Source organism: Pseudomonas zhanjiangensis (genome assembly GCF_041027545.1).
Taxonomy (GTDB): Bacteria; Pseudomonadota; Gammaproteobacteria; order Pseudomonadales; family Pseudomonadaceae; genus Aquipseudomonas; species Aquipseudomonas zhanjiangensis.
Genome location: NZ_JBFTEG010000020.1, coordinates 1 through 23,441 on the forward strand (window position 1 = coordinate 1; position 23,441 = coordinate 23,441).

The following is a 23,441-nucleotide window of genomic DNA, read 5'->3' on the forward strand; positions in this document are numbered from 1 at the left end:
CGCAGCCCTCCTGCTGCCATGGCTGCACCACTACAACTGGCACCGCCCACATGCCAGCCTCGGTTACAGCCCGCCCATTAGCCGCGCGCCACTTCCACTGAACAACGTACTGGGTTTACACAGCTAGCCGGCTCTGGCGGATGCCATATGCCTATTGTTATAGCCGCGGATGGGCGGCTTGTGGATTGACGATCTTGGTCAATGGATGGACGATCTTGGGATTGAGTTCCCAGAGGGCACGATGAACGCCCGGGTCGAAACTTCCAACTGGCCGCTACCGGCCAACGGCGTGCGCTTCATTACGCCTCCGCGTCTGCGGCCCCTGCTGGCCCGCCATCCGCTGAGCCAGGGTTGCTATCCGCTGGCCCTGGGGTTCTATCCGGAGGCACGCGGGCACCGCATGAGTCGGCCGCAGCCGGACGACCACTTGCTGATCTATTGCCGCGCCGGACAGGGCTGGCTGGAAACCGCCAATGGACGATTGACAGTGGCCGGCGGCGACCTGTTGCTGCTGCCCAAGGGCCAGGCGCATGTCTATGGCGCCGACCCGTCCCGGCCCTGGACCCTGTATTGGGTGCATTTCGATGGCGAGCTGGTGGCCGAGTTCCTACGGCCACTGGGCAAGGGCCCGCTGTGGCGCATCGGCGTGCAGCCGCGCCTGCTGGCCGAGTTCGATGCCTTGCTCAACTTGCGCAAGCAGGGCCTGAGCCTGCCGCACTTCATCTACGCGGCGCACCAGCTGCAGGCACTGTTGGCCTCGCTGGCGGTGCTGCCGGCGCGGGTGCAGTTGAAGTCCGGGCGGGTGCTGGACGTGGATGCGGTGCAGGCGGTGATGCGCGCCCACCTGCACGACTCGCTCAACCTCGACGAGCTGGCCGCGCAGTTCAAGCTGTCGCGCTTCCACTTCGCCAAGACCTACCGCGCCCTGACCGGGCATGCCCCGATCCAGGACTTCATTCAGCTGAAGATGGCCCATGCCTGCCGCCTGCTCGACGAAGGCGAACAGGGCATTCGCCAGATCGCCGAGCAACTGGGCTACGAGGACGTCTATTACTTCTCGCGGTTGTTCCGCAAGGTGGTGGGCATGGCGCCCAGCCACTACCGGGCGCTGCACCAGGGCTGAGGGGCTAGACCCGGACGATGGTCGCCAGGCCGGTGGCCACCAGCTTCTCCGCGCCATCCCTGACGGCGAACACGTCGGCGCGGCACACGGCCTGGCGCTGGCCGGCCTTGAGCACCTCGCTGCGGCAGATCAGCTTGTCGCCGATCGCCGGGGCCAGCAGGTTGAGTTTGTATTCGCTGGTGACCACGTCGCCGACCAGGCTGGCCGCCGCCCAGGCGCAACCGCTGTCGACCATGAAGCCGACCACCGCGCCGTGCAGGTAACCGTGGTGCTGGCAGAGATCGGGGCGGCTGTGTAGCTGCAGGCTGACCCTGCCGGGAGCGAAGTCGAGCAGTTCCGCGCCCAGCAGCTGGGCGAAGGTGGAATGCGCCAGCGCCTGTTCCAGGCGTTCGCGACTGATACCGCTGGTGGCGTTCATGGGGCAGGCTCCAGGCGTCGGTGAGCCTGCAGTCTTTGGCGGCTCGGGCGTGCCCGGCAATCTGTATCCAGCCCCGTGATGGGCGCCTATCAAGGGCCGCCTTGACTTGCCCGAAGCGCTTCACTAGCGTGCCGTTCTCGTTCGTTCGTTCGTCCGTCAGATCAGGAACCAGGCATGACCGCTGTCGACAACATCAAGCTCGAAGCCGGCTGGAAGCAGGCCCTGCGCGAGGAGTTCGCCAAGCCCTACATGCGCGAGCTGGGCGATTTCCTGCGCCAGGAGAAGGCCAACGGCAAGGAGATCTACCCGCCCGGCGCGCTGATCTTCAACGCCCTGAATTCCACCCCGCTGGATGCGGTCAAGGTGGTGATCATCGGCCAGGACCCCTATCACGGGCCGGGCCAGGCCCATGGCCTGTGCTTCTCGGTGCAGCCGGGGGTGGCCACGCCGCCGTCGTTGCTGAACATCTACAAGGAACTCAAGCGCGACCTGAATATCGACATCCCCCAGCACGGCTGCCTGCAGCACTGGGCCGAGCAGGGCGTGCTGTTGCTCAACACCTCGCTGACCGTCGAGCGCGGCATCGCCGGCTCCCATGCCAGCAAGGGCTGGCAGCATTTCACCGACAAGGTGATCGAAACCGTCAGCCAGCACTGCGAGCACCTGGTGTTCCTGTTGTGGGGCAATCATGCGCAGAGCAAGCAGCGTCTGATCGACCCGAGCAAGCACCTAGTCCTGCGCTCGCCCCATCCCTCGCCGCTGTCGGCGCACCGTGGCTTCATCGGCAACGGCCACTTCAGCCGGGCCAACAAGTTCCTCGAGCAACACGGCCAGGCGCCGATCGACTGGCGCCTGCCCGCGCTTTAAGGGGCCGGCTCGCCCGGACTCCAGGGCGGCGCGCAGAGCTGCTCGGCGAGGTCGCGCTGCAGGTCGCGCAGGCGGTGCTGCAGGCGCGAACGCTGGCGCGCATCGGCGCTGGCCAGCAGGTCGCCGAACAGTTCGGCCAGGGCCATCCGATTGCGCGGGTAGGCGGCGCGGAACTCGGCATCGAAGTAGCTCTGGCGCTGCTGCAGCAGGCGGGTGATCCGCTCGGGGAAGTCCGCGCTACGCCGCACCGCGATGGCATCGCGCAGTGCTTCCTGCCAGCGCATGCGGTTGTCCAGCCACAGGCGGTTCTGCCCGCCCATGTCGTTCGCCCAGCGGGCGATGCGGGCCCGCTGTGATTCGTTCAACCGGCCCAGCCAGGGCCGCAGGCGCTCCTCCATGCGTTCGCCACGTTCGGCGATCTGCATCGCCAGTGGGGGTTCCAGGTAGTCCTCGTAGAGTTCGCGGTTGTCTTCGTCGATGGCGGCGTAGAGTTCGGCCACCTGGCGGTCGCTGAGCCTGCGCAGCAGCTCGATGCTGGTCGGGGTGATCTGCACGGCGATGCGCTTGAGGGCACCGTCGATCTGCGCCAGTTGCGCGGCCAGTTGCCTGGCATCCGGGCGTGGCTGCGCCAGCACGACGCCGGTGCGCTGCAGCCAGTCGAGGTAGCGCAGCAGTTCGCTGCTGCAGTGCCAGGCCAGGTGCGCCCGCAGCCGCGGCTGCAACCAGGCGCGCTGCGCGCGGTCGAGCTGCAGGTAGTCGTTCAGACGCCAGGGCAGCAGCCAGTCGAGGTTGCGGTAGACCAGGCCGACGCGGCTGCAGGCGCCGAGCAGCAGGCTCAGGGCAACCAGCCAGACCAGGGTCTTGTGGCGGGGCAGCAGGGTCATGCGGTTTGCCTTATCCGCTCGGGTAGCAATCTCTAGGGTAAGTCAGGATGCGGCTCGGCACAGCGGGCCGACATATCCGCTAAAAAAGAGCCCGCGCGTGGCGGGCTAAGCCTGGTCGCGATCGAGGCGCGGCAATGGTCGGCGGCGCTGCCACAGGCGGAACAGCGGTTCGGCCAGGAACATCACCAGAAACAGCCGCAGCACCTGCAGCGCGGTGACCAGCGCCACCGACAGCTGCAGGGCCTCGGCGGTCAGGCACAGTTCGGTGATGCCGCCGGGCATCATGCCCAGGGCCAGCGAGGTCGAGGGCTGGCCCGCCAGCCAGCCGAGGGCGCCAGCCAGCAGTCCGGCGCCGAGCATGGCCAGCAGGGTGAACAGCAGGATGCGGGCGAGAAAGGCCGGGGCGCTGCGGAAGAAGGCGCGGTCGAAGTGACAACCCAGGGCGCAGCCGATCAGCCACTGGCCGAGCTGGCCCGCGCCGGGCGGCAGGCCCAGCTGCAGGTCGAAGCTGACGCTGGCCACTGCACAGACGGTCAGCGGGCCGAGCATCCAGGGGTTGGGTTGGCCGAGGCGCTTCCACAGCAGCGCCAGCAGCGCCCCGGCCGGCAGCAATAGCGCCAGCCAGGCCCAGTCCATCGCGGCGGGCGGCGGCGGGGTGATCGGCGGCAGGCTCCAGGTGAACAGCGCCGGGATCAGCAGCACCACCAGCAGCAGGCGCAGGCTGTGCGCCGCGGCGACCCGAGCGATCTGCGCCTCGTGGCGGCCGGCCAGGTTGACCATTTCGCTGGCGCCGCCGGGCATGCTGGCGAAGAACGCGGTGGCGCGGTCAACCCCGGCGCGGCGCAACAGGGCGATGCCGATCAGGCTGAGCAGCAGGGTGGCGCAGGCGCCGGCCAGGACCACGGCGAAGTGCGCGAGCAGTTGGCTCATGACCTCTTCGGTGAAGTGCAGGCCGATGCCGCTGGCCACCAGCCACTGCCCGGTCGGGCGGCCGCCCGGCAGTTCGCCGATCAACCAGCCACTGCAGCGCGCGGCGATCACCGCCAGCAGTGGCCCGATGATCCAGGGCAATGGCCAGCCGATCAGGCTGGCCAGGCCGCCACCGGCCAGGCCGACCAGCGGCGTGGCCCAGCAGCCACGCCAGCGGGCCGGGGCGCGCGACGCCTCAGGCATGGGCCAGTTGCGCCTTGCCGCGGGCGCGCCACCAGCGCAGGCCCGGCAGCGCCAGCATCAGCACGGTCAGGGCCCACAGGCACAGGGTGATGGGGCTGGACCAGAGGATGTTCAGGTCGCCGGCGGAGATCGACAGGGCGCGGCGCAGGTTGTCTTCCATCAGCTCGCCGAGGACGAAGCCGAGGATCACCGCCGACAGCGGGAAGTCGAGCTTGCGCAGCAGGTAGCCGAACACACCGAGGCCGATCATCAGCACCAGGTCGAAGGTGGTGCTGTGCACCGCGTAGACGCCGACCATGCTGATCACTGTGATCGCCGGCACCAGCACCCAGTTGGGCACGCTGAGCATGCGCGAGAACAGGCCGACCAGCGGGATGTTCATCACCAGCAGGATGACGTTGCCGATGAACAGCGAGGCGATCAGGCCCCAGACCACGTCCGGCTGCTGTTCGAACAGCAGGGGACCCGGGGTGATGTTGTACAGGGTCAGGGCGCCGATCATCACCGCGGTGGTGCCCGAGCCCGGCACGCCGAGGGTCAGCATGGGGATCAGCGAGCCGCAGGCCGAGGCGTTGTTGGCCGCTTCCGGGGCGGCCAGGCCGCGCAGGTCGCCTTCGCCGAACTTGCCGGAGGCCCCTGCCAGGCGCTTCTCGCTCATGTAGGTCATGGCGCTGGCGATGGTCGCCCCGGCGCCGGGCAGGGTGCCGATGACGAAGCCGGCCACGGCGCTGCGCAGCATGGTCCAGATCGTGGCGCAGAACTCCTGGAAGTTGAACAGCAGGCGCCCGCTGGCCTTCACCGCCTGCTGCCCGCCGTGGGTTTTTTCCAGCATCAGCAGGATCTCGCTGACGCTGAAGAAACCGATCACCACGATGACGAACTGCACGCCATCGGACAGGCTGACGCTGCCGAAGGTGAAGCGGTAGACGCCGGTGGTCGAGTCGACCCCGACGGTGGCCAGGGCCAGGCCGATCAGCGCCGACATCAGCGTCTTGACCGGTTTGTCGCCGACCATGCCGCCAAGGCAGGCGATGGCGAAGATCATCAGCACGAAGTACTCGGCCGGGCCGAAGGCCACTGCCCATTTCGCCAGCAGCGGGGCGAACAGCACCACGCCGCAGGTGGCGATGATGCTGCCGACGAAGGAGCTGACCGCCGACAGCGACAGGGCGATGCCGGCCTTGCCCTGGCGCGCCAGCGGGTAGCCGTCGAGGGTGGTCATCACCGCGGCGGCGTCGCCCGGCACGTTGAGCAGGATGGCGGAGATGCGTCCGCCGTATTCGCAGCCCAGGTACACCGCGGCCAGGAGGATCAGCGCGGTCTCCGGCGGCAGGCCGAGGGCGAAGGCCAGCGGCAGCAGCAGGGCCACGCCGTTGATCGGGCCGAGTCCCGGCAGCAGGCCGACCACGGTGCCGACGAAGGCGCCGAACAGCGCCACCAGCAGGTTGGTCGGCCGGGTGGCGACGTCGAAGCCTTGCAGCAAGAAATTCAGGGTTTCCATCTCAGCTCTCCACGAACGCTTCCAGCACGCCGAGCGGCAGGGGCACGTCCAGCACTAAATCGAACAGGGCATACAGCAGCACACCCATGAGCATGGCGCTGATCGCGCAGGGCAACAGGCGGCCGGTGAACAGCAGGCCGAGGACGAAGGTCGCCAGGGCGGTGCTGAGGATGAAGCCCAGCGCCTCGAACAGCAGGGCGTAGGCCAGCAGAACCAGCACGCACAGCAGCGAGCGCAGCGCGGCCGGCAGGTGCAGTTGCTGGTCGAGCCGGCCGGGTTTGACCAGCAGCCACAGGCTGCCTGCGCCCATCAGGCCGAGCAGCAGCAGGGGGTAGGCGCGCGGGCCGACCGGGTCGTAGGCGAAGGGTGCCTGGAAGCCCCAGGCGACGACGGCGAGCCAGGCGCACAGCAGCAGCCAGGTCGCGGCGAACAGGCGGACGTACATAACGGAATACCTTGTCGGGGTCGGAAACGACCGGGGGCCGTGCTCCGGCCGGCGCCAGGCGCCAGCCGGAGCACGGGGTGGGCGCGGTTACTGAACCAGGCCGAACTCGCCTGCCAGCTTCTTGTAGTCTTCGACCTGCTTGAAGACGAAGGCCTTGAGCTCATCACCGGTCATCGACAGCGGCAGCAGGTCGCGCTGCTCGCGCAGCTTGGCGAAGTCTTCGCTGGCCAGCAGGGTGTCGAACTGCTGTTTCCACCAGTCGTACTGCTCGTCACTGACCTCGGGGCCGACATAGAAGCCGCGGATCACCGGCCAGCTGATGTCGTAGCCCTGCTCCTTGGCGGTGGGGATGTCGGCCAGCTTGCCCGGCAGGCGCTCGTCGGCGAGTACCGCGAGGATGCGCACCTTGTTCGCTTGCAGTTGCGGGGTGACTTCGCCCAGACCGCTGCTGGTCACCTGCACGTGGCCGCCGAGCATGGCGGTGAGGGTCTCGCCGCCGCCTTCGAAGGCCACATAGCGCAGGTCCTTCGGATCGATGCCGGCCAGGCGGGCGATCAGCGCGGTCTGCATCCAGTCCTGGCCACCGATGGTGGCGCCGGCACCGAAGACGATGCTCGACGGGTCCTTCTTCAGCGCCTCGACCAGGTCGCCCAGGCTCTGGTAGGGCGAGTCGGCGCGCACGGTGATGGCGCCGTAGTCGGTACCGATGCCGGCCAGCCAGCGCACCGCGGTTTCGTCGTAGCGGCCGAACTTGCCCTGCGCCAGGTTGAGTAGCGAGCCGCTGGAGAAGGCGATGATGGTGCCCGGGTCGTCGGCGCGCTGTGCCACCACCGCGTTGTAGGCCACCGCGCCGACGCCGCCAGGCATGTAGGTCACGCGCATCGGCGACTTGAGCAGGCCGCCGTCCTTCAGGCCGCTCTGGGCCAGCTTGCAGGTCAGGTCGAAGCCGCCGCCGGGCTTGGCCGGGGCGATGCACTCGGGACGCTTGGGTTCGCCCGCCAGCAGTTGGCCGGCGAAAGCCAGGCAGGCGGTGGCCAGGGCGAGGCGGGTAAAGGCAGTTTTCATGGTGGAGTCCTCTGGATTGTTATTGTGGGTCACAGGATTGGCAGGGTGTAGCCGACGACTACACGGTATTCGTCCGAGTCGCGGGCGAAGTCGGAGCGGAAATTGGCGTTGCGCAGGCGCACGAAGAGGTTCTTCACCGGGCCGCTTTGCACCACGTATTTGACCTCGAAGTTGGTTTCCTTTTCGTCGCCGCGCTCGTTGCTGCCGATGATTCGCGCATCACTGCCTTTGATATAGCGAGCGTAGGCCGTCAGGCCGGGCACGCCGAGGGCGGCGAAGTCGTAGTCGTAGCGGACCGACCAGGATTTTTCTTCAGGGTTGGCATAGTCGTTGGCGGAGTCGTTGACCAGGTAGGGGTCGCTGCCGGCGATATAGGCATAGCCGGTGTCGCCGCTCATGTCCTGATAGCCCAGGCTCAGCTTGTGGCCGCTGTGGGCGTAGCTGAGCACACCGTTCAGGGCGCGGTTGTCCACTTCGCCGGCCTTGGCTGCGCCGCTGTCGTCGCTGAGCATCAGGCGCAGATCGGCGGCCATGGTGCCGCCGGCCAGGGGATAGGTGGCCAGCACATTGAAGAAGTTCTGCCGGTAGACATCCTCAAGTTCGCCATGGAAGTAGCGGCCTTTGAGGTTCTGGTTGAACTGGTAGTCGACACCCAGCAGGTCGAGGTGGTCGGCGGTCACCGCGGCGTAGCGTCCATTCTTGCTTTCGAGCTGCAGATCCTCGGCGTCGGTCGAGGCGCGGTCGATGGCCTTGCCCAGGCGCCCGCCAGTGAAGGTCAGGCCCTTCACCTCGGAGGAAGTCAGCAGGCCACCCTCGAATACCTGCGGCAGCAGGCGGCTGTCGTTGGCCACTACTACCGGCAGGACGGGGCTGTGCGAACCGTAGCGCAGCTCGGTGGCAGAAACCTTGACCTTGGCGGTCAGGCCCAGACGAGCAAACTCATCCGGTGCCTTGCCATCGTCATGCCTCGGCAGCAGGCCGGTTCTGGTGCGGTCGGCGCTGGAGTCCAGTTTGATGCCGACCAGGCCCTGGGCGTCGAGGCCGAGGCCGACTGGGCCCTCGGTGTAACCGGACTGCAGGTTGAGCCAGAAGCTCTGGCCCCACTCCTCGCGCTTGTTCTGGCCGGTGCCTTCGCGATAGTCACGGTTCAGGTAGATGTTGGTGGCCTTCAGGTTGGCAGAACTGTCAGCGATGAAGGCGGCCTGGGCCGCGGGGGCGAGCAGGGTCGCGGCGACCGCTAGACTGAGCAGGTGGACAGGCGCAATGGCCCTGGTTGATGCGATGGGCATCCTGTGGTCTCCAATTGTTGTTTTTGTCGCGGCCGCACACCACTGTGCGCCTCGCTTTGGTCGGTGGATCGAGCCACCTGTGAGCGATCCTAGGCGGGCAAGCTTTCGCCAAGCTTTCACTGGCGAAAGTTTTCCGCCGAGGGCAGTTGCCGGGCTGTTTAGGCGCTTCACGGGGCTGGCCGGGGCGCTACACTGCGCGCCTTGAACGAGCTTTGTCGGCGGAGGTAAGGGTGCGAATTCTGCTGGTCGAGGACCATCCGCAACTGGCGGCGAGCGTGGCCCAGGCACTGAAGAATGCCGGTTGGACGGTGGACGTGCTGCACGACGGGGTGGCCGCCGACCTGGCCCTGGCCAGCGAGGACTACGCCCTGGCGATCCTCGATGTCGGCCTGCCGCGCCTGGATGGCTTCCAGGTGCTGGCACGCCTGCGCGAGCGTGGCAAGACCCTGCCGGTGCTGATGCTGACTGCCCGCGGCGAGGTCAAGGACCGGGTTCACGGTCTCAACCTGGGTGCCGACGACTACCTGGCCAAGCCCTTCGAGCTGAGCGAGCTGGAGGCGCGGGTCAAGGCCCTGCTGCGCCGCAGCGTGCTCGGCGGCGAACAGCAGCAGCGCTGCGGCGAGCTGCTCTACGACCTGGCGACCCGGCGCTTCAGCCTGGCCGGCGAGCTGCTCAACCTGACCTCGCGCGAGCAGGCGGTGCTGGAGGCGATGATCGCCCGGCCGGGACGGGTGATGAGCAAGGAGCAACTGGCCGCCCAGGTGTTCGGCCTGGACGAGGAGGCCAGCAGCGACGCCATCGAGATCTACGTCCACCGTCTGCGCAAGAAACTCGAAGGCAGCGGCGTGCGCATCGTCACCTTCCGCGGCCTTGGCTACCTGCTGGAGGCGTTCGATGGCTGAATTCGGCAGTCTGCGCGGGCGGCTGCTGCGCCGGCTGGCGCTGTTGCTGGCGGTGATCCTGCTGCTCAGCAGCCTGAGCGCCTACTGGAGCGCCCGGCGCGCCGCCGATACCGCCTACGACCGGACCCTGCTGGCATCGGCGCGGGCGATTGCCGAAGGACTCTACAGCGACGACGGCAAGCTCAAGGCGAACGTGCCCTACGTGGCCCTGGATACCTTCGCCTACGACAGCGCCGGGCGCATCTATTACCAGGTGCTGGACCAGCATGGCGATCTGGTGTCCGGCTACGAGAATGTCCCGGCGACGCCGCCCGGCACTGCGCGCACCGACGATTACCCGGCCCTGGCGCACTTCTACGATGCCGATTACCGCGGCCAGGGCGTGCGGGTGGTCAGCCTGCTGCAGCCGGTCAGCGAGCCGCAGCTCAACGGAATCGCCGAAATCCGCGTGGCCGAGACCCTGGGCGCACGCGAGCGCCTGGCCCGCGAACTGCTGGTCGGCACCCTGTGGCGAATGGGCTTGCTGTCGTGCAGCGCGCTGCTGCTGGTGTGGCTGGCGGTGAGCGCGGCCCTGCGTCCGCTGGAGAGCCTGCGGCGCAGCGTGGCCGGGCGCGCCAGCGACGATCTGCGGCCGCTGCCGGACGCCGGCCTGCCGCGCGAGCTGCGGCCGCTGGTGAACGCCCTGAACCAGTTCAACGAACGCCTGCGCGACCTGTTCGAGCGCCAGTCGCAGTTCATCGCCGATGCCGCCCACGAGCTGCGCACCCCCCTGGCGGCGCTCAAGGCGCGGGTCGAACTGGGCCTGCGCGCGCAGGAGCCGGCGGCCTGGCGCAGGACCCTGGATGAGGCGGCGCAGAACACCGACAAGCTGACTCACCTGGCCAATCAGCTGCTTTCCCTGGCGCGCATCGAGAGCGGCGCGCGGGCGCTGGCCGAGGGCGGTGCCCAGCGCCTCGACCTGAGTCGGCTGGCCCGCGAGCTGGGCCTGGCCCTGGCGCCCCTGGCCCATGCCCGTGGCGTCTCGCTGGCGCTGGAGGCCGAGCAGCCAGTTTGGCTGCTGGGCGAGCCGACCCTGCTCAATGAATTGCTGTGCAACCTGGTCGACAACGCCCTGGCCCATACCCCGGCCGGCGGCAACGTGGTGCTGCGGGTGCGCGCGCCGGCCGTGCTGGAAGTGGAGGACGACGGCCCCGGCATTCCCGAGGAGGACCGCGAGAGGGTGTTCGAGCGCTTCTACCGGCGCAGCACTCAGGGCTCTGGCAGCGGGCTGGGGCTGGCGATCGTCGGCGAGATCTGCCGGGCGCACCAGGCGACCATCAGCCTGCACGGGGCTCAGCCGCATGGCCTGCTGGTGCGGGTGGAATTCGCGGCCGAGGCCGGCTGATCAGGGGGCCAGGCTGAGCGGTTGCTGCACCTCGAGCAGATACCTGGCCACCTTGCCGCTGGCCTGCAAGCGCGCGAGGCCGCGATTGAAGCGCTGGATCAGCGCCGCGTTGCCCTCGACCTGACGCGACAGCAGCAGGTATTGCCTGTGGCTGCTCAGGGGTTTTGGATGAAAGCTCAAGCGCGCCCGCTCCGCCGCCGTGAAGCGCTCGGACAGCAGATGCAATGCGACCACCCTGGACAGGGGGAACAGATCGATTCGCCCCCCCAGCAACTGACGGAACGCCACTTCGTCGCTGTTGATCCGCTGGACGTTCAGCAACCCCGCCGCTTCGGCCTGCTCGAAGGCATGACCGTAGAAGTAGCCCCGCGTGGCGCCGAGGCGCAAGCCGCGCAGGTCAGCCAGCGTCTGCCAGTCGAAGTCCAATTGCTTGCGGTGGAACAGGTAGTTCTGGGTGGTCAGTATCGGCTCGCTGTAGAAGAACAGCCGTTCGCGCTCGGGATTGCGCCGCCACACTGCGCTGCCGCTGCGTTGCCCCAGGGCGGCCATTTGCAGCGCGCGGGCCCAGGGCAGGAACTGCCACTGCACCTCAATGCCCTCGAGGGCGAAGGCTTCGCTGACGATACGGGTGGCGACGCCCTGATAGGGCAGGCGCTCGCCGTGAAAGGGCGGCCATTCGCCCGTCGTCAGCTGGATGGGCTGGGCCGCGGCCAGGCCGCTGAGCAGCAAGATGACTAACAGCAGGCAGCGCTGCATGGGATCCTTCCTTCGAGCATGCTGCCTCCAGTCTAGTGGGTGCAGGCGCGGGTGCAGGCGACGGTGTTATTGCAGCATGCCCATGGCCGCTTCCATGGCGGCGCTGAGGTCTTCGTCTTCCTGCATGTCGACATTGGGGTCCAGGCCGAGTTTGGCGAAGGCCGGGATCCGGCTCCAGTCCAGCTGGGTATAGGGGTGCTGGCTGCCCAGGAAGCTCTGCAGGGTGGCGACCTGGACGATATCGACATAGTCGGCCTTGGCGCTGTTGCGCTCGAAGTTCAGGTACTGGCTGGGCACCATGGCGATCTGCTCGGGGAAGTCCCAGGCGCGCAGGATCTTGTCGCCGATGATCGGGTGAATCTGCTCGATCACGTGATTGAGGCTGATCGAGTCGGCCAGCAGTTCGCTGTGTTCCTCGGCGTAGGTCAGGATCGGCAGCACGCCGATCTGGTGCACCAGGCCGGCCAGGGTCGCCTGGTCGGCGGGCAGGCGGGTGTAGTTCTTGCAGAGCACGTGACAGATGCCGGCGATCTCGGTGCTCTTGTTCCACACCTCGCGCATCTTGCGGTCGACCACGTCGGAGGTGGCCTGGAACATCTGTTCCATGGCCAGGCCGGTGGCCAGGTTGCAGGTGTAGTTGATGCCCAGGCGGCTGACCGCCATCTGCAGGTCGGTGATTTCCTTGTTGGTGCGCAGCAGCGGGCTGTTCACCACCTTGATGATGCGCGCGGTCAGCGCGGCGTCGTTGCCGATCACCTTGCTGATCTGGGGAATGCCGATGTCGGGGTCTTCCGCCGCCTCGCGGACCTTGAGGGCGACCTCGGGCAGCGTCGGCAGTACCAGTTCATCGTTGTCGATGGCCTGGGTCAGTTCCTGCAGGACTTTCTCGGCAAGCTTGCTCATATGCGGTTCTCTTCGGCAGTCGTTGGTGTCAGCGCTGGATCTCGCGGGCGCTGTCCAGGGTGTAGGGCAGATCCAGCAGGGTCAGCGCCGGACCATCCGCGCTGCCAAGCGACAGGCGGCCGTCAGTGGCGGCGTCTTCCTGCAACACCGCCAGCAGTTCGTAGCCCTGTTCGCTCTGCGCCGCCAGCACCACTTCGCCGACGCTGCTGCCGTGCACGGGGCTGAACAGCTCGAGTCCGGGCGAGGGCGGCTGGGCGCTGGCGCTGGCCAGGCGGTACAGGCGGCGCTTGAGCTTGCCCAGGTACTGCATGCGCGCGACGATTTCCTGGCCGGTATAGCAGCCTTTCTTGAAGCTGACGCCGCCGAGGGCCTGCAGGTTGAGCATCTGCGGAATGTACTGTTCGCGGGTGCTGGGCAGCACCTGGCCGATGCCGGCGCGGATCTGCGCCAGTAGCCAGTCATTGAGTGGCGCCTCTTTCAGTTGTTCGGCCAGGCGCGTGTGCAGCTGCGGCGCATCGCCGGCCGGTGCCCAGAGTTCGGCGCGGCCGTCACTCAGGCGCACGGCCAGCAACTCGCCGGCGCGGCTCAGGCTGTCGGCGGCCTGCGGCAGGTCGAGACCGAGGCTGGCCAGGATTGCATCGCCGCTACTGAGGCCGAAACGCACCCAGTCGGCACTCTCGTCGGCCAGCTTGGACTTGGAGAACACCGCGTATTTCTGCAGGTCGGCCAGTTGCGTCGCGACCAGTTCGCGGGCCATGGCCAGCAGGTAGCCATCGGCCACGCTGACGATGCGAAAGCTCGATTGCATGCGACCCTTGGGCGTGCAGCGGGCGCCCAGGCTGCAGGTAGCTTCATTGAGGTAATTGAGGTTGCAGGTCACTTGGCCCTGGAGGAACTTGCTGGCGTCGGCGCCATGAATGGCGAGAACGCCTTCGTGGCTGAGGGTGCAGAAGAATGCGGTGTCGGCCATGGGGGTTGGGCATCGTTGGCAAATGGACAGGGCGCCATCATAGAGCCCAGCCCCGGGCTTGTCAGCGGCTGGCGTGCGTTGCCGCCTCAGCTCGTCCGCCGAGGTCAACAGCGGCGGGTTTCATCGTTATACTGCGCGGCCCTACCAACGCCTGGTTATCTCAAGGAACCCTCCATGGTCGATTCGACTGAGCTCAACCGTCTGTTCTGGCACAGCCGTCGTGGCATGCTGGAGCTCGATGTCCTGCTGGTGCCCTTCGTCAAAGAGGTCTATGCGAGCCTGGATGCCGATGACCAGGCGCGTTACCGCAAGCTGCTCGAGTGCGAAGATCAGGACATGTTCGGCTGGTTCATGCAGCGCGGCGAGCCGGAAGATGCCGACCTCAAACGCATGGTTCGGATGATCCTGGATCGTGTCCAGCCGAAGTGACGGCTTCGAATGTCGCTGGCGACCTTCGCGGCGCCTGCTGACACTCTATGCGCTGGTCCAGGGCCTGGCGCTGCTGAGCCTGCTGCTGGTCGAGATTCCTCTTTGGGCACGCCTGCTGGGCATCGGCTTTTGCCTGCTGCACGGCAGCTGGGTGTTGCCGCGGCATGTTCTGCTCAATTCGGCCCGGGCCTTCAGTGCGCTGCGTTGCGACGCCGATGGCTGGCAACTGTGGAGTGCGGCGGGCGGCTGGCAGGCGATCGAGCTGCGCCCGGACAGCCTGGCGCTGCCCATGGCCGTGGTGCTGCGTTTTCGCCTGGCCGGGCAGCGCTGGACGCGTGGCCTGTGCATCCCGCGCGATGCCATGGCGGCTGACCTGCACAGGCGCCTGCGGGTGCGCCTGAAGTTCAGTCGCCGTAGGTGGCAGGCGCCAGAATAGTGTCCCTGGCTTCGGCCTGTTGTTGCGGGTAGTCCAGGGTGTAGTGCAGGCCGCGGCTTTCGTGACGCTGCATGGCCGAGCGGATCATCAGCTCGGCCACCTGGGCCAGGTTGCGCAACTCGATCAGGTCGCGACTGACCTTGTAGTTGCTGTAGAACTCGTCGATTTCGTCGAGCAGCAGGCGCACCCGGTGTTCGGCGCGCTGCAGGCGCTTGTTGGTACGCACGATGCCGACGTAGTCCCACATGAAGCGCCGCAACTCATCCCAGTTGTGCGCGATGATCACGTCCTCATCCGAGTCGGTCACCTGGCTGGCGTCCCAGCACGGCAAGCCGCTCGGCATGCTGACGCTGCCCAGCCTGCGGGTGATGTCCGCCGCCGCCGCGCGAGCATAGACGAAGCACTCCAACAGCGAATTGCTGGCCATGCGGTTGGCACCGTGCAGGCCGGTGAAGCTGGTCTCGCCAATGGCATAGAGGCCTGGCACGTCGGTATGGCCATTCTGCTCGACCACCACGCCGCCGCAGGTGTAATGGGCTGCCGGCACCACCGGAATCGGCTGGCGGGTGATGTCGATGCCGAAATCCAGGCAGCGCTCATACACGGTCGGAAAATGGGTCTTGATGAACTCGGCAGGCTTGTGGCTGATGTCGAGGTAGACGCAGTCGACGCCCAGGCGCTTCATTTCGTGGTCGATGGCGCGGGCAACGATGTCGCGTGGCGCCAGTTCGGCGCGCTGATCGAATCGCTGCATGAAGCGCTCGCCGTTGGGCAGCTTGAGCAAGGCGCCTTCGCCGCGCAGGGCCTCGGTGATCAGAAAGCTCTTGGCCTGCGGATGGTACAGACAGGTTGGGTGGAACTGGTTGAACTCCAGGTTGCCGACCCGGCAACCGGCGCGCCAGGCCATGGCGATGCCGTCGCCGCAGGCACCGTCCGGGTTGCTGGTGTAGAGATAGACCTTGGCGGCGCCGCCGGTGGCGAGGATCACGAAGCGCGCGGCATAGGTGTCGACCTCGCCGCTGGCGCGGTTGAGCACGTAGGCGCCCAGGCAGCGCTGGCCGGGCAGGCCGAGCTTGCGTTCGGTGATCAGGTCAACCGCGACGCGCTGCTCCAGCAGTTCGATATTCGTGCGCTGGCTGGCCTGTTCCAGCAGGGTGTTGAAGATGGCCGCGCCGGTGGCGTCGGCCGCGTGAATGATGCGCCTGTGGCTATGGCCGCCTTCACGGGTCAGGTGAAACTCGAAGCCGCCGTCCTCGCGCGCGGTCTGGTCGTCGCGGGTGAAGGGCACGCCCTGGTCGATCAGCCACTGAATGGCTTCGCGGCTATGCTCCACGGTGAAGCGCACGGCTTGCTCGCGACACAGGCCGGCGCCGGCATTGAGCGTATCCTCGACGTGCGATTCGACCGTGTCCATGTCGTCCAGCACCGCTGCCACGCCGCCCTGGGCCCAATAGGTCGAACCATTGGCCAGGTTGCCCTTGCTCAGCACGGCGATGCGCAGTTGCTCGGGCAGGGTAAGGGCCAGGGTCAGGCCGGCAGCACCGCTGCCAATGACCAGGACGTCGTGTTGGTAGTGTTGGCTCATGGGCAGATTCCGCAGGTTAGCGGCCCCTAGTATATAGAGGGGGTGGGCGGCACAATAGCCGGCTGGTGAGCGGCCATGTCGTTCGGGAACTTTCCGGGGGATCGAGGTTCCATTGGCGGTCACCCGCAGAGGGGCGCTGCCTGTTTTGTTTTTGCGTTCACAGCAACCAATTGATGCGGCACCGATTGGGCAGGCGATCTAAGACTATTCACGCAACAGCGGCAAGGCCTTTGTTGCGTTTTTCCGTGCGGAGCCAGGTGTGCGCTGCAGGAAGCTTGTTCGGAGGGGAGAACTTTTGCGCGATGCCCGAGTCTACTTTGGCAGGCCGATTCGCTGGCTGGAGGGGCGCTCCTTCGAACTCAATGAGGAGTGTTCATGCTAGCCCAGGAAGAGGATCAGCTGCTGGTCGAGCGCGTGCAGCGTGGCGACAAGCGGGCCTTTGATCTATTGGTGCTGAAGTATCAGCACAAGATTCTCGGGTTGATCGTGCGGTTCGTGCATGACAGCCATGAGGCTCAGGATGTGGCGCAGGAGGCTTTCGTCAAGGCGTACCGGGCACTGGGGAATTTTCGCGGCGATAGCGCCTTCTATACCTGGTTGTACCGGATCGCGATCAATACGGCGAAGAACTACCTGGTGTCGCGTGGCCGCCGGCCGCCGGGCAGCGACGTGAGTACCGACGATGCGGAGTTCTATGAGGGCGATCATGCGCTCAAGGATATCGAGTCGCCGGAACGAGCCCTGTTGCGCGACGAAATCGAGGTCACGGTGCACCGCGCCATCCAGCAGTTGCCAGAAGATTTGCGTACGGCACTAACCTTGCGCGAATTCGATGGTCTGAGTTACGAGGACATTGCCAGCGTCATGCAGTGTCCGGTGGGCACCGTGCGTTCGAGAATATTCCGAGCGCGCGAAGCCGTCGACAAAGCCTTGCAGCCTTTGTTGCAGGAATCCTGAGACAGCGGCGACAGCCAAGAGAGGAACCGCCATGAGTCGTGAAGCCCTGAAGGAATCGCTGTCCGCGGTGATGGATAACGAAGCGGACGAACTGGAGTTGCGGCGTGTGCTCGGCGCGAGTGATGACGCCGAGTTACGCGATACGTGGTCGCGCTACCAGATCGCCCGCGCCGTGATGCACAAGGAGCTGCTTGAGCCGCGCCTGGATATCGCCGCGGCGGTGTCGGCGGCCCTGGCCGATGAGCAGATCCCCGCAGCGCGCGGCGGGATCCGCGGACCTTGGCGCACCGTGGCCCGCTTGGCCGTGGCGGCCTCGGTCACCGTGGCGGTGCTGGTGGGTGTGCGTCTGTACAACCAGGACGAGATTACCGGTGCGCAGCTGGCGCAACAGCAAAGCGTGCAGCCAGCCTTGTCTGTGCCTCAGGCGCAGGGTTCGGCCATGCTGGCCGGTTTCAGCAGCGTCGGTGAGCAAGAGGCTGCCGTGGACGCGGCGCAGTCAGGCTGGTACGAGCGGCGCTTGCCCGCCTATCTGCGCCAGCATGCCCAGCAGGCCGCCATGAGCGTGAGCGAGGGCGCGCTGCCCTATGCGCGCGCAGCCAGCCTTGAAAACCGTTGAGTAGGCGCATGCGTTTGACTCGCCTTGCACTCGTCCTGTTGGCCAGCTGGCTGGCCTCGGCGGCCTCGGCGGCCGGGGCCGAGGACTGGTTGCAACGCCTGGTCGAGGCCGAGCGCAGTCGCAGCTTTCAGGGGACTTTCGTCTACGAGCGCAACGGCAGTTTCTCCAGTCATGGCATCTGGCATCGGGTGGATGAGGGCGGGCGCGTGCGCGAGCGCCTGCTGCAGCTCGATGGCACGGCGCAGGAAGTGGTGCGCGTCGATGGCCGCACGCATTGTGTCGGTGGCACCCTGATCGACCAGGTGGTTGATGGGCAGTGGCCCGCGCGAAACCTGAGAGTCGGCCAACTGCGCAAGTGGTATGAGCTGCGCCTTATCGGCGAGTCGCGGGTGGCGGGTCGCCCGGCGGTGGTCCTGGCATTGGTGCCGCGTGATCAGCACCGCTATGGCGTCGAATTGCACCTGGACCGCGAGAGCAGCCTGCCGCTGAAATCGTTGCTGCTGAATGACAAGGGGCAATTGCTCGAGCGCTTTCAGTTCACCCGCCTGGATGTCTCGACCAAGCCGACGGAGCAGGCGCTACGGCCTGGCGCCGATTGCCGGCCGGTGCAGGTCGCGCCATCGCAGCAGACCGTTGCCGAGGCCTGGCGCTCGGACTGGTTGCCGCCTGGCTTTACCCTGGATTCGGTGGTCGAGCGTCCTGGTTCGGCGGCGGATGCGCCGGTCGCCTGGATGGTATACGGGGATGGCCTGGCGCGCTTCTCGGTGTTTCTCGAGCCGCTGAGGGGCGCCAAGGTCGATGACGCCCGCCGCCAGATCGGGCCGACGGCGGCGGTCTCGCGACGGTTGTCGACCGCTGGCGGCGACGTGATGGTGACCGTGGTCGGTGAGATTCCACTGGGCACGGCGGAGCGTGTGGCGCTGTCGATGCGTGCAGCCGTAGCCGGAGAGGGGCAATGATCGAAGAGCAGGGGCGTGTGGTGGCGATCGAGCCTGGCGCCGTCTGGGTGGAGACTCTGCGCCGTAGCACCTGCTCGAGCTGCTCGGTAAAGGCCGGCTGCGGTCAGGGGGTGCTGGAAACGCTGGGCGTCGGTGGGCGTCGTGCTCATGTGCGCGCGCTCTGCGATCTGCAGTTGAATATCGGCGATGCGGTGGTGATAGGCGTGCGCGAGGAGCTGCTGGTGCGTGGCTCGTTGCTGGTCTATCTGGTTCCGTTGCTGGGGTTGTTCGCGGCGGCCGTGCTCGCCGAGCAACTCGCGCTCGGCGAGCCGCTGGTGATTCTTTTCGCCCTGCTCGGCCTGATCGCGGGCTGGCTGGGGGTTCGCTGGCGCAGTGGGCGAACGGCGGACGATCCGGCCTTGCAGCCGGTAGTGGTGCGTGCCGTGCTCGCCGGCTCGGCCTTGGTGGTTTAGGGTTTTTGCTCGAAATGGATGGGGAGTTGAATGTCGATGCCTAGTCTCAAGCTGTATGTCACCTCGTTATTGGCGGTGTTGTTGTGTGGGCAGGCGCTCGTCGCCCAGGCTCAGCTGCCCGATTTCACCGAGTTGGTCGAGGAGGCCTCGCCTGCCGTGGTCAACATCAGTACCCGGCAGAAGCTGCCGGAGCGCATGTCGTCTGGCGGTGGGGCGCTGAGTATTCCGGATCTGGAGGGGTTGCCGCCGGCGTTTCGCGAGTTCTTCGAACGCAGCATTCCCCAGGTGCCGCGGGCGCCGGGGGGCGGTCGTCAACGCGAGGCCCAGTCGCTGGGTTCCGGTTTCATCATTTCCGCCGATGGTTATGTGCTGACCAACAACCATGTGATCGCCGACGCCGATGAGATAGTCGTGCGCCTGTCCGATCGCAGTGAGTTGCAGGCCACACTGGTCGGCACCGACCCGCGCAGCGATGTCGCCCTGCTCAAGATCGACGGCAAGGACCTGCCGACGGTGCGTCTGGGCAAGTCCGAGGAGCTCAAGGTCGGTGAGTGGGTGCTGGCCATCGGCTCGCCCTTCGGCTTCGATCACTCGGTGACGGCCGGTATCGTCAGTGCCAAGGGGCGCAGCCTGCCGAACGAGAGCTATGTGCCCTTCATTCAGACCGACGTGGCGATCAATCCGGGCAACTCCGGTGGTCCGCTGTTCAACCTCGACGGAGAGGTGGTCGGCATCAACTCGCAGATATTCACCCGTTCCGGCGGCTTCATGGGGCTGTCCTTCGCGATACCGATGAGCGTGGCCATGGACGTGGCCGAGCAGTTGAAGGCCGACGGCAAGGTCAGTCGTGGCTGGCTGGGGGTGGTGATTCAGGAAGTGAACAAGGATCTGGCCGAGTCCTTTGGCCTGGACAAGCCGGCTGGTGCGCTGGTTGCCCAGGTGCTTGATGGCGGTCCGGCGGCCAAGGGTGGTCTGCGAGTCGGCGATGTCATTCTCAGTATGAACGGCAAGCCGATCGTGATGTCGGCGGATCTGCCCCATCTGGTGGGCGCGCTGAAGCCGGGCAGCAAGGCCAACCTGGAAGTGGTGCGCGAGGGCTCGCGCAAGAGTCTGCAGGTGCTGATCGGTGCCCTTCCGGAAGAGGGAGTCGAGCTGGCCGGCATGGAGGGGCCGGGGGTAGAGCGGAGCAGCAATCGACTCGGGGTCAAGGTGGCCGAGTTGACCGGCGAGCAGAAGAAGGCGCTGGATCTGCAGGGTGGCGTGGTCATCAAGGAAGTGCTCGATGGTCCGGCTGCCATGATCGGTTTGCGTCCGGGCGATGTGATCACTCACCTGAACAATCAGGCGATCGATTCGGCCAAGACCTTCGCCCAGGTGGCGCAGAGCTTGCCGAAGAACCGCTCGGTATCGATGCGGGTGCTGCGTCAGGGACGTGCCAGCTTCATTACCTTCAAACTCGCCGAATAAACGCAGGCCAACGCAAGAAGGGCGACCAGGGTCGCCCTTCTTGCGTTGGCCAGTCGGCGCCCGGGCGTGACGTGCGTGGCGCCGATCGGGTAAACTTCGCGGCTATTTTCGGCGGGCAGTCGCCTGCGGCCTTTTTGAGTGTTGTCCTGTGAGTGACCTGAGTCATATCCGCAATTTTTCCATCATCGCCCACATCGATCATGGCAAGTCGACCCTGGCCGATCGCTTCATTCAGATGTGCGGCGGCCTGTCCGAGCGTGAAATGGAGGCCCAGGTGCTGGACTCCATGGACCTGGAGCGCGAGCGCGGCATCACCATCAAGGCGCATAGCGTGACCCTGTATTACAAGGCGCGCGACGGCAAGACCTATCAGCTGAACTTCATCGACACCCCCGGGCACGTCGACTTCACCTATGAAGTCAGCCGCTCGCTGGCCGCCTGTGAAGGCGCGTTGCTGGTGGTCGACGCCGGTCAGGGGGTCGAGGCGCAGTCGGTGGCCAACTGCTACACCGCCATCGAGCAGGGCCTCGAGGTCATGCCGGTGTTGAACAAGATGGATCTGCCCCAGGCCGACCCGGAGAAGGTCAAGGGCGAAATCGAACACATCATCGGCATCGACGCCACCGATGCCGTGGCCTGCAGCGCCAAGAGCGGCATGGGTGTGGACGAGGTGCTGGAGCGCCTGGTGCAGGTGATTCCGCCGCCTACCGGCGAGATCGAGGCGCCCTTGCAGGCCCTGATCATCGACTCCTGGTTCGACAACTACCTGGGCGTGGTGTCCCTGGTGCGGGTGCGTCACGGGCGGATCAAGAAGGGTGACAAGGTGCTGGTCAAGTCCACCGGCAAGATCCATCAGGTGGACAACGTCGGCGTATTCAACCCGAAGCTCACCAGCACCGCAGACCTCAAAGCCGGCGAAGTGGGCTTCATCGTCGCCGGTATCAAGGATATCCATGGCGCACCGGTCGGCGACACCCTGACCCTCTCCAGCACCCCCGACGTGGAAATGCTCCCCGGCTTCAAGCGGGTCAAGCCGCAGGTGTATGCCGGCCTGTTCCCGGTCAGCTCGGACGACTTCGAGGACTTCCGCGAAGCCCTGCAGAAACTGACCCTGAACGATGCCGCCCTGCAGTACGAGCCGGAAAGCTCCGATGCCCTGGGTTTCGGCTTCCGCATCGGCTTCCTCGGCATGCTCCACATGGAGATCATCCAGGAGCGCCTGGAGCGCGAATACGACCTGGACCTGATCACCACCGCGCCGACCGTGGTGTTCGAAGTGGTGCTGAAGAACGGCGATACGATCTACGTCGACAACCCGTCCAAGTTGCCGGACCTGTCCTCGATCGAGGACATGCGCGAGCCCATCGTTCGCGCCAATATCCTGGTGCCTCAGGAGCATCTGGGCAACGTCATCACCCTGTGCATCGAGAAGCGTGGCGTGCAGCGCGACATGCAGTTCCTCAGCAGCCAGGTGCAGGTGTCCTACGACCTGCCGATGAACGAGGTGGTGCTGGACTTCTTCGACCGCCTGAAGTCGGTCAGCCGGGGTTATGCCTCGCTGGACTACAGTTTCGACCGTTTCCAGTCGGCCAATCTGGTCAAGCTGGACGTGTTGATCAACGGCGAGAAAGTCGATGCCCTGGCGCTCATCGTTCACCGCGACAAGGCCCACTTCAAGGGCCGCGCCCTGACCGAGAAAATGAAGGAGCTGATCCCGCGGCAGATGTTCGATGTGGCAATCCAGGCCGCGATTGGCGGGCAGATCGTTGCCCGTACGACCGTCAAGGCGCTCAGGAAGAACGTGTTGGCCAAGTGCTACGGTGGCGATGTGAGCCGTAAGCGCAAGTTGCTCGAGAAACAGAAGGCCGGCAAGAAAAGGATGAAGCAGGTGGGCAACGTGGAGATTCCACAGGAAGCCTTCCTGGCGGTTCTCAAGGTGGATAGTTAGGGCTTATGTCGATCAATTTCCCGCTGCTGTTGGTTATCGCCGTCGCCGTCTGTGGTGTATTGGCACTATTCGATCTGCTGTTCCTGGCGCCGCGCCGACGCGAGGCGATTGCCAGCTATCAGGGGCAGGTCGGCGAGCCGGACGAGGCGGTGGTCGAGCGTCTGAGCAAGGAGCCGCTGCTGGTGGAGTACGGCAAGTCGTTCTTCCCGGTGTTGGCGATCGTGCTGGTGCTGCGCTCCTTTCTGGTCGAGCCGTTTCAGATCCCGTCCGGCTCGATGAAGCCCACCCTCGAGGTGGGCGACTTCATCCTGGTCAACAAGTTCGCCTATGGCATTCGTCTGCCGGTGCTGGACACCAAGGTGATCGAGGTGGGCGATCCGCAGCGCGGTGATGTCATGGTGTTCCGTTACCCGAGCGACCCGAACATCAACTACATCAAGCGCGTGGTCGGCTTGCCCGGGGATCGCATCCGTTACGGCAGCGACAAGCGCCTGTTCATCAATGGTCAGCCGGTGGCCCAGCAGCTGCTTGGCGAAGAGCCGGGCAGTCTCGGCAGCGTGGCACTCTATGAAGAGCAACTGGGCGAGACCGAGCACCAGATCCGCAAGGAAATGAAGCGCTATCGCATCGAGCCCGGGCGCGAGTGGCTGGTGCCGCAGGGGCATTACTTTATGATGGGCGACAACCGCGACAACTCCAACGACAGCCGCTACTGGAACGATCCGCGGATACCCAAGGAGCTGCTGGGCATGGTTCCGGATCGCAACATCGTCGGCAAGGCCTTCGCGATCTGGATGAGCTGGCCGGATCCGAAGGTGCGCAACCTGCCCAACTTCACCCGTGTCGGCCTGATTCACTGACGACATGGCCAATTTGTGGCGTCGTTCAATACGGCGCCCCAGGCGAAATATA

Annotated in this window: 25 protein-coding genes; 14 read left to right on the forward strand and 11 right to left on the reverse strand. The window is 66.0% G+C overall.

The window, feature by feature from the left end; genetic code table 11:
• A partial coding sequence (locus AB5S05_RS18890; protein WP_369289145.1) for an integrase core domain-containing protein occupies positions 1-127 on the forward strand: 127 nt, incomplete at its 5' end.
• Between the two features lie 114 nt (positions 128-241).
• Positions 242-1,123, forward strand: a complete 882-nt coding sequence (locus AB5S05_RS18895) for an AraC family transcriptional regulator (RefSeq protein WP_369289074.1) — start codon at positions 242-244, stop codon at positions 1,121-1,123.
• 4 nt (positions 1,124-1,127) lie between these two features.
• Here the strand turns inward: AB5S05_RS18895 and AB5S05_RS18900 are convergent, their stop codons facing one another.
• On the reverse strand, positions 1,128-1,541 hold the full coding sequence (locus AB5S05_RS18900) for a PaaI family thioesterase (protein WP_369289075.1): 414 nt from the start codon (positions 1,539-1,541) through the stop codon (positions 1,128-1,130).
• Positions 1,542-1,715: 174 nt separating this feature from the next.
• Between AB5S05_RS18900 and ung the strand changes: the two genes are divergently transcribed.
• Positions 1,716-2,408 (forward strand): uracil-DNA glycosylase, encoded by a 693-nt coding sequence (gene ung / locus AB5S05_RS18905; RefSeq protein ID WP_369289076.1) that lies wholly within the window; start codon positions 1,716-1,718, stop codon positions 2,406-2,408.
• Here the strand turns inward: ung and AB5S05_RS18910 are convergent.
• The 6 genes from AB5S05_RS18910 to AB5S05_RS18935 form a co-directional block, all read right to left on the reverse strand.
• Positions 2,405-3,292, reverse strand: a complete 888-nt coding sequence (locus tag AB5S05_RS18910; protein ID WP_369289077.1) for a DUF6279 family lipoprotein — start codon at positions 3,290-3,292, stop codon at positions 2,405-2,407. The genes ung and AB5S05_RS18910 overlap by 4 nt on opposite strands.
• 105 nt (positions 3,293-3,397) lie before the next feature.
• Positions 3,398-4,465 (reverse strand): AbrB family transcriptional regulator, encoded by a 1,068-nt coding sequence (locus tag AB5S05_RS18915; RefSeq protein ID WP_369289078.1) that lies wholly within the window; start codon positions 4,463-4,465, stop codon positions 3,398-3,400.
• Positions 4,458-5,966, reverse strand: a complete 1,509-nt coding sequence (locus AB5S05_RS18920) for a tripartite tricarboxylate transporter permease (protein WP_369289079.1) — start codon at positions 5,964-5,966, stop codon at positions 4,458-4,460. Before AB5S05_RS18920 ends, AB5S05_RS18915 begins: the two co-directional genes overlap by 8 nt.
• Position 5,967: 1 nt before the next feature.
• Positions 5,968-6,411: a tripartite tricarboxylate transporter TctB family protein gene (locus AB5S05_RS18925; protein WP_369289080.1), complete on the reverse strand. Its 444-nt coding sequence runs from the start codon at positions 6,409-6,411 to the stop codon at positions 5,968-5,970.
• An 87-nt stretch (positions 6,412-6,498) separates the two neighbouring features.
• Positions 6,499-7,476, reverse strand: a complete 978-nt coding sequence (locus tag AB5S05_RS18930; RefSeq protein WP_369289081.1) for a Bug family tripartite tricarboxylate transporter substrate binding protein — start codon at positions 7,474-7,476, stop codon at positions 6,499-6,501.
• A 29-nt stretch (positions 7,477-7,505) separates the two neighbouring features.
• Entirely contained in the window at positions 7,506-8,765 is a 1,260-nt protein-coding gene (locus AB5S05_RS18935) for an OprD family porin (RefSeq protein WP_369289082.1), read from the reverse strand.
• Between the two features lie 230 nt (positions 8,766-8,995).
• On the opposite strand from AB5S05_RS18935, the gene AB5S05_RS18940 reads away from it, so the two are divergent.
• A complete protein-coding gene (locus AB5S05_RS18940) occupies positions 8,996-9,667 on the forward strand; it encodes a response regulator (RefSeq protein WP_369289083.1) in 672 nt (223 codons plus the stop codon).
• Entirely contained in the window at positions 9,660-11,051 is a 1,392-nt protein-coding gene (locus AB5S05_RS18945; protein WP_369289084.1) for a sensor histidine kinase, read from the forward strand. The genes AB5S05_RS18940 and AB5S05_RS18945 overlap by 8 nt, the downstream gene beginning before the upstream one ends.
• Here the strand turns inward: AB5S05_RS18945 and AB5S05_RS18950 are convergent, their stop codons facing one another.
• The 3 genes from AB5S05_RS18950 to ygfZ form a co-directional block, all read right to left on the reverse strand.
• Complete coding sequence (locus tag AB5S05_RS18950; protein ID WP_369289085.1) at positions 11,052-11,807, reverse strand: substrate-binding periplasmic protein; 756 nt, start codon at positions 11,805-11,807, stop codon at positions 11,052-11,054.
• Positions 11,808-11,873: 66 nt separating this feature from the next.
• On the reverse strand, positions 11,874-12,710 hold the full coding sequence (locus AB5S05_RS18955; RefSeq protein WP_369289086.1) for an HDOD domain-containing protein: 837 nt from the start codon (positions 12,708-12,710) through the stop codon (positions 11,874-11,876).
• Between the two features lie 28 nt (positions 12,711-12,738).
• A complete protein-coding gene (ygfZ, locus tag AB5S05_RS18960; protein ID WP_369289087.1) occupies positions 12,739-13,680 on the reverse strand; it encodes a CAF17-like 4Fe-4S cluster assembly/insertion protein YgfZ in 942 nt (313 codons plus the stop codon).
• A gap of 174 nt (positions 13,681-13,854) precedes the next feature.
• Here ygfZ and AB5S05_RS18965 point away from each other — a divergent pair, with 174 nt between their 5' ends.
• Both AB5S05_RS18965 and AB5S05_RS18970 read left to right on the forward strand, forming a co-directional pair.
• On the forward strand, positions 13,855-14,109 hold the full coding sequence (locus tag AB5S05_RS18965) for an FAD assembly factor SdhE (RefSeq protein WP_369289088.1): 255 nt from the start codon (positions 13,855-13,857) through the stop codon (positions 14,107-14,109).
• The gene (locus tag AB5S05_RS18970; protein ID WP_369289089.1) at positions 14,093-14,545 is read left to right on the forward strand and encodes a protein YgfX; all 453 of its coding nucleotides are present in this window, start codon (positions 14,093-14,095) and stop codon (positions 14,543-14,545) included. The genes AB5S05_RS18965 and AB5S05_RS18970 overlap by 17 nt, the downstream gene beginning before the upstream one ends.
• On the opposite strand, the gene nadB is transcribed toward AB5S05_RS18970, so the two are convergent.
• Complete coding sequence (nadB, locus tag AB5S05_RS18975) at positions 14,514-16,130, reverse strand: L-aspartate oxidase (protein WP_369289090.1); 1,617 nt, start codon at positions 16,128-16,130, stop codon at positions 14,514-14,516. The genes AB5S05_RS18970 and nadB overlap by 32 nt on opposite strands.
• A gap of 375 nt (positions 16,131-16,505) precedes the next feature.
• Here nadB and rpoE point away from each other — a divergent pair, with 375 nt between their 5' ends.
• The 7 genes from rpoE to lepB all read left to right on the forward strand — a co-directional run bounded on the left by rpoE (position 16,506) and on the right by lepB (position 23,389).
• Complete coding sequence (gene rpoE, locus AB5S05_RS18980; RefSeq protein ID WP_369289091.1) at positions 16,506-17,087, forward strand: RNA polymerase sigma factor RpoE/AlgU; 582 nt, start codon at positions 16,506-16,508, stop codon at positions 17,085-17,087.
• A gap of 31 nt (positions 17,088-17,118) precedes the next feature.
• Positions 17,119-17,703 carry a sigma-E factor negative regulatory protein gene (locus AB5S05_RS18985; protein WP_369289092.1) on the forward strand — a complete coding sequence of 195 codons (585 nt, stop codon included), beginning with the start codon at positions 17,119-17,121 and terminating at the stop codon, positions 17,701-17,703.
• A gap of 8 nt (positions 17,704-17,711) precedes the next feature.
• Positions 17,712-18,662 (forward strand): MucB/RseB C-terminal domain-containing protein, encoded by a 951-nt coding sequence (locus AB5S05_RS18990; RefSeq protein ID WP_369289093.1) that lies wholly within the window; start codon positions 17,712-17,714, stop codon positions 18,660-18,662.
• Positions 18,659-19,114 (forward strand): SoxR reducing system RseC family protein, encoded by a 456-nt coding sequence (locus tag AB5S05_RS18995; protein WP_369289094.1) that lies wholly within the window; start codon positions 18,659-18,661, stop codon positions 19,112-19,114. The genes AB5S05_RS18990 and AB5S05_RS18995 overlap by 4 nt, the downstream gene beginning before the upstream one ends.
• A gap of 30 nt (positions 19,115-19,144) precedes the next feature.
• Complete coding sequence (locus tag AB5S05_RS19000) at positions 19,145-20,581, forward strand: DegQ family serine endoprotease (RefSeq protein WP_438943597.1); 1,437 nt, start codon at positions 19,145-19,147, stop codon at positions 20,579-20,581.
• Positions 20,582-20,729: 148 nt separating this feature from the next.
• The gene (gene lepA, locus AB5S05_RS19005; protein ID WP_369289095.1) at positions 20,730-22,529 is read left to right on the forward strand and encodes a translation elongation factor 4; all 1,800 of its coding nucleotides are present in this window, start codon (positions 20,730-20,732) and stop codon (positions 22,527-22,529) included.
• Positions 22,530-22,534: 5 nt separating this feature from the next.
• Complete coding sequence (lepB, locus tag AB5S05_RS19010; protein WP_369289096.1) at positions 22,535-23,389, forward strand: signal peptidase I; 855 nt, start codon at positions 22,535-22,537, stop codon at positions 23,387-23,389.
• Positions 23,390-23,441 lie beyond the last annotated feature (52 nt).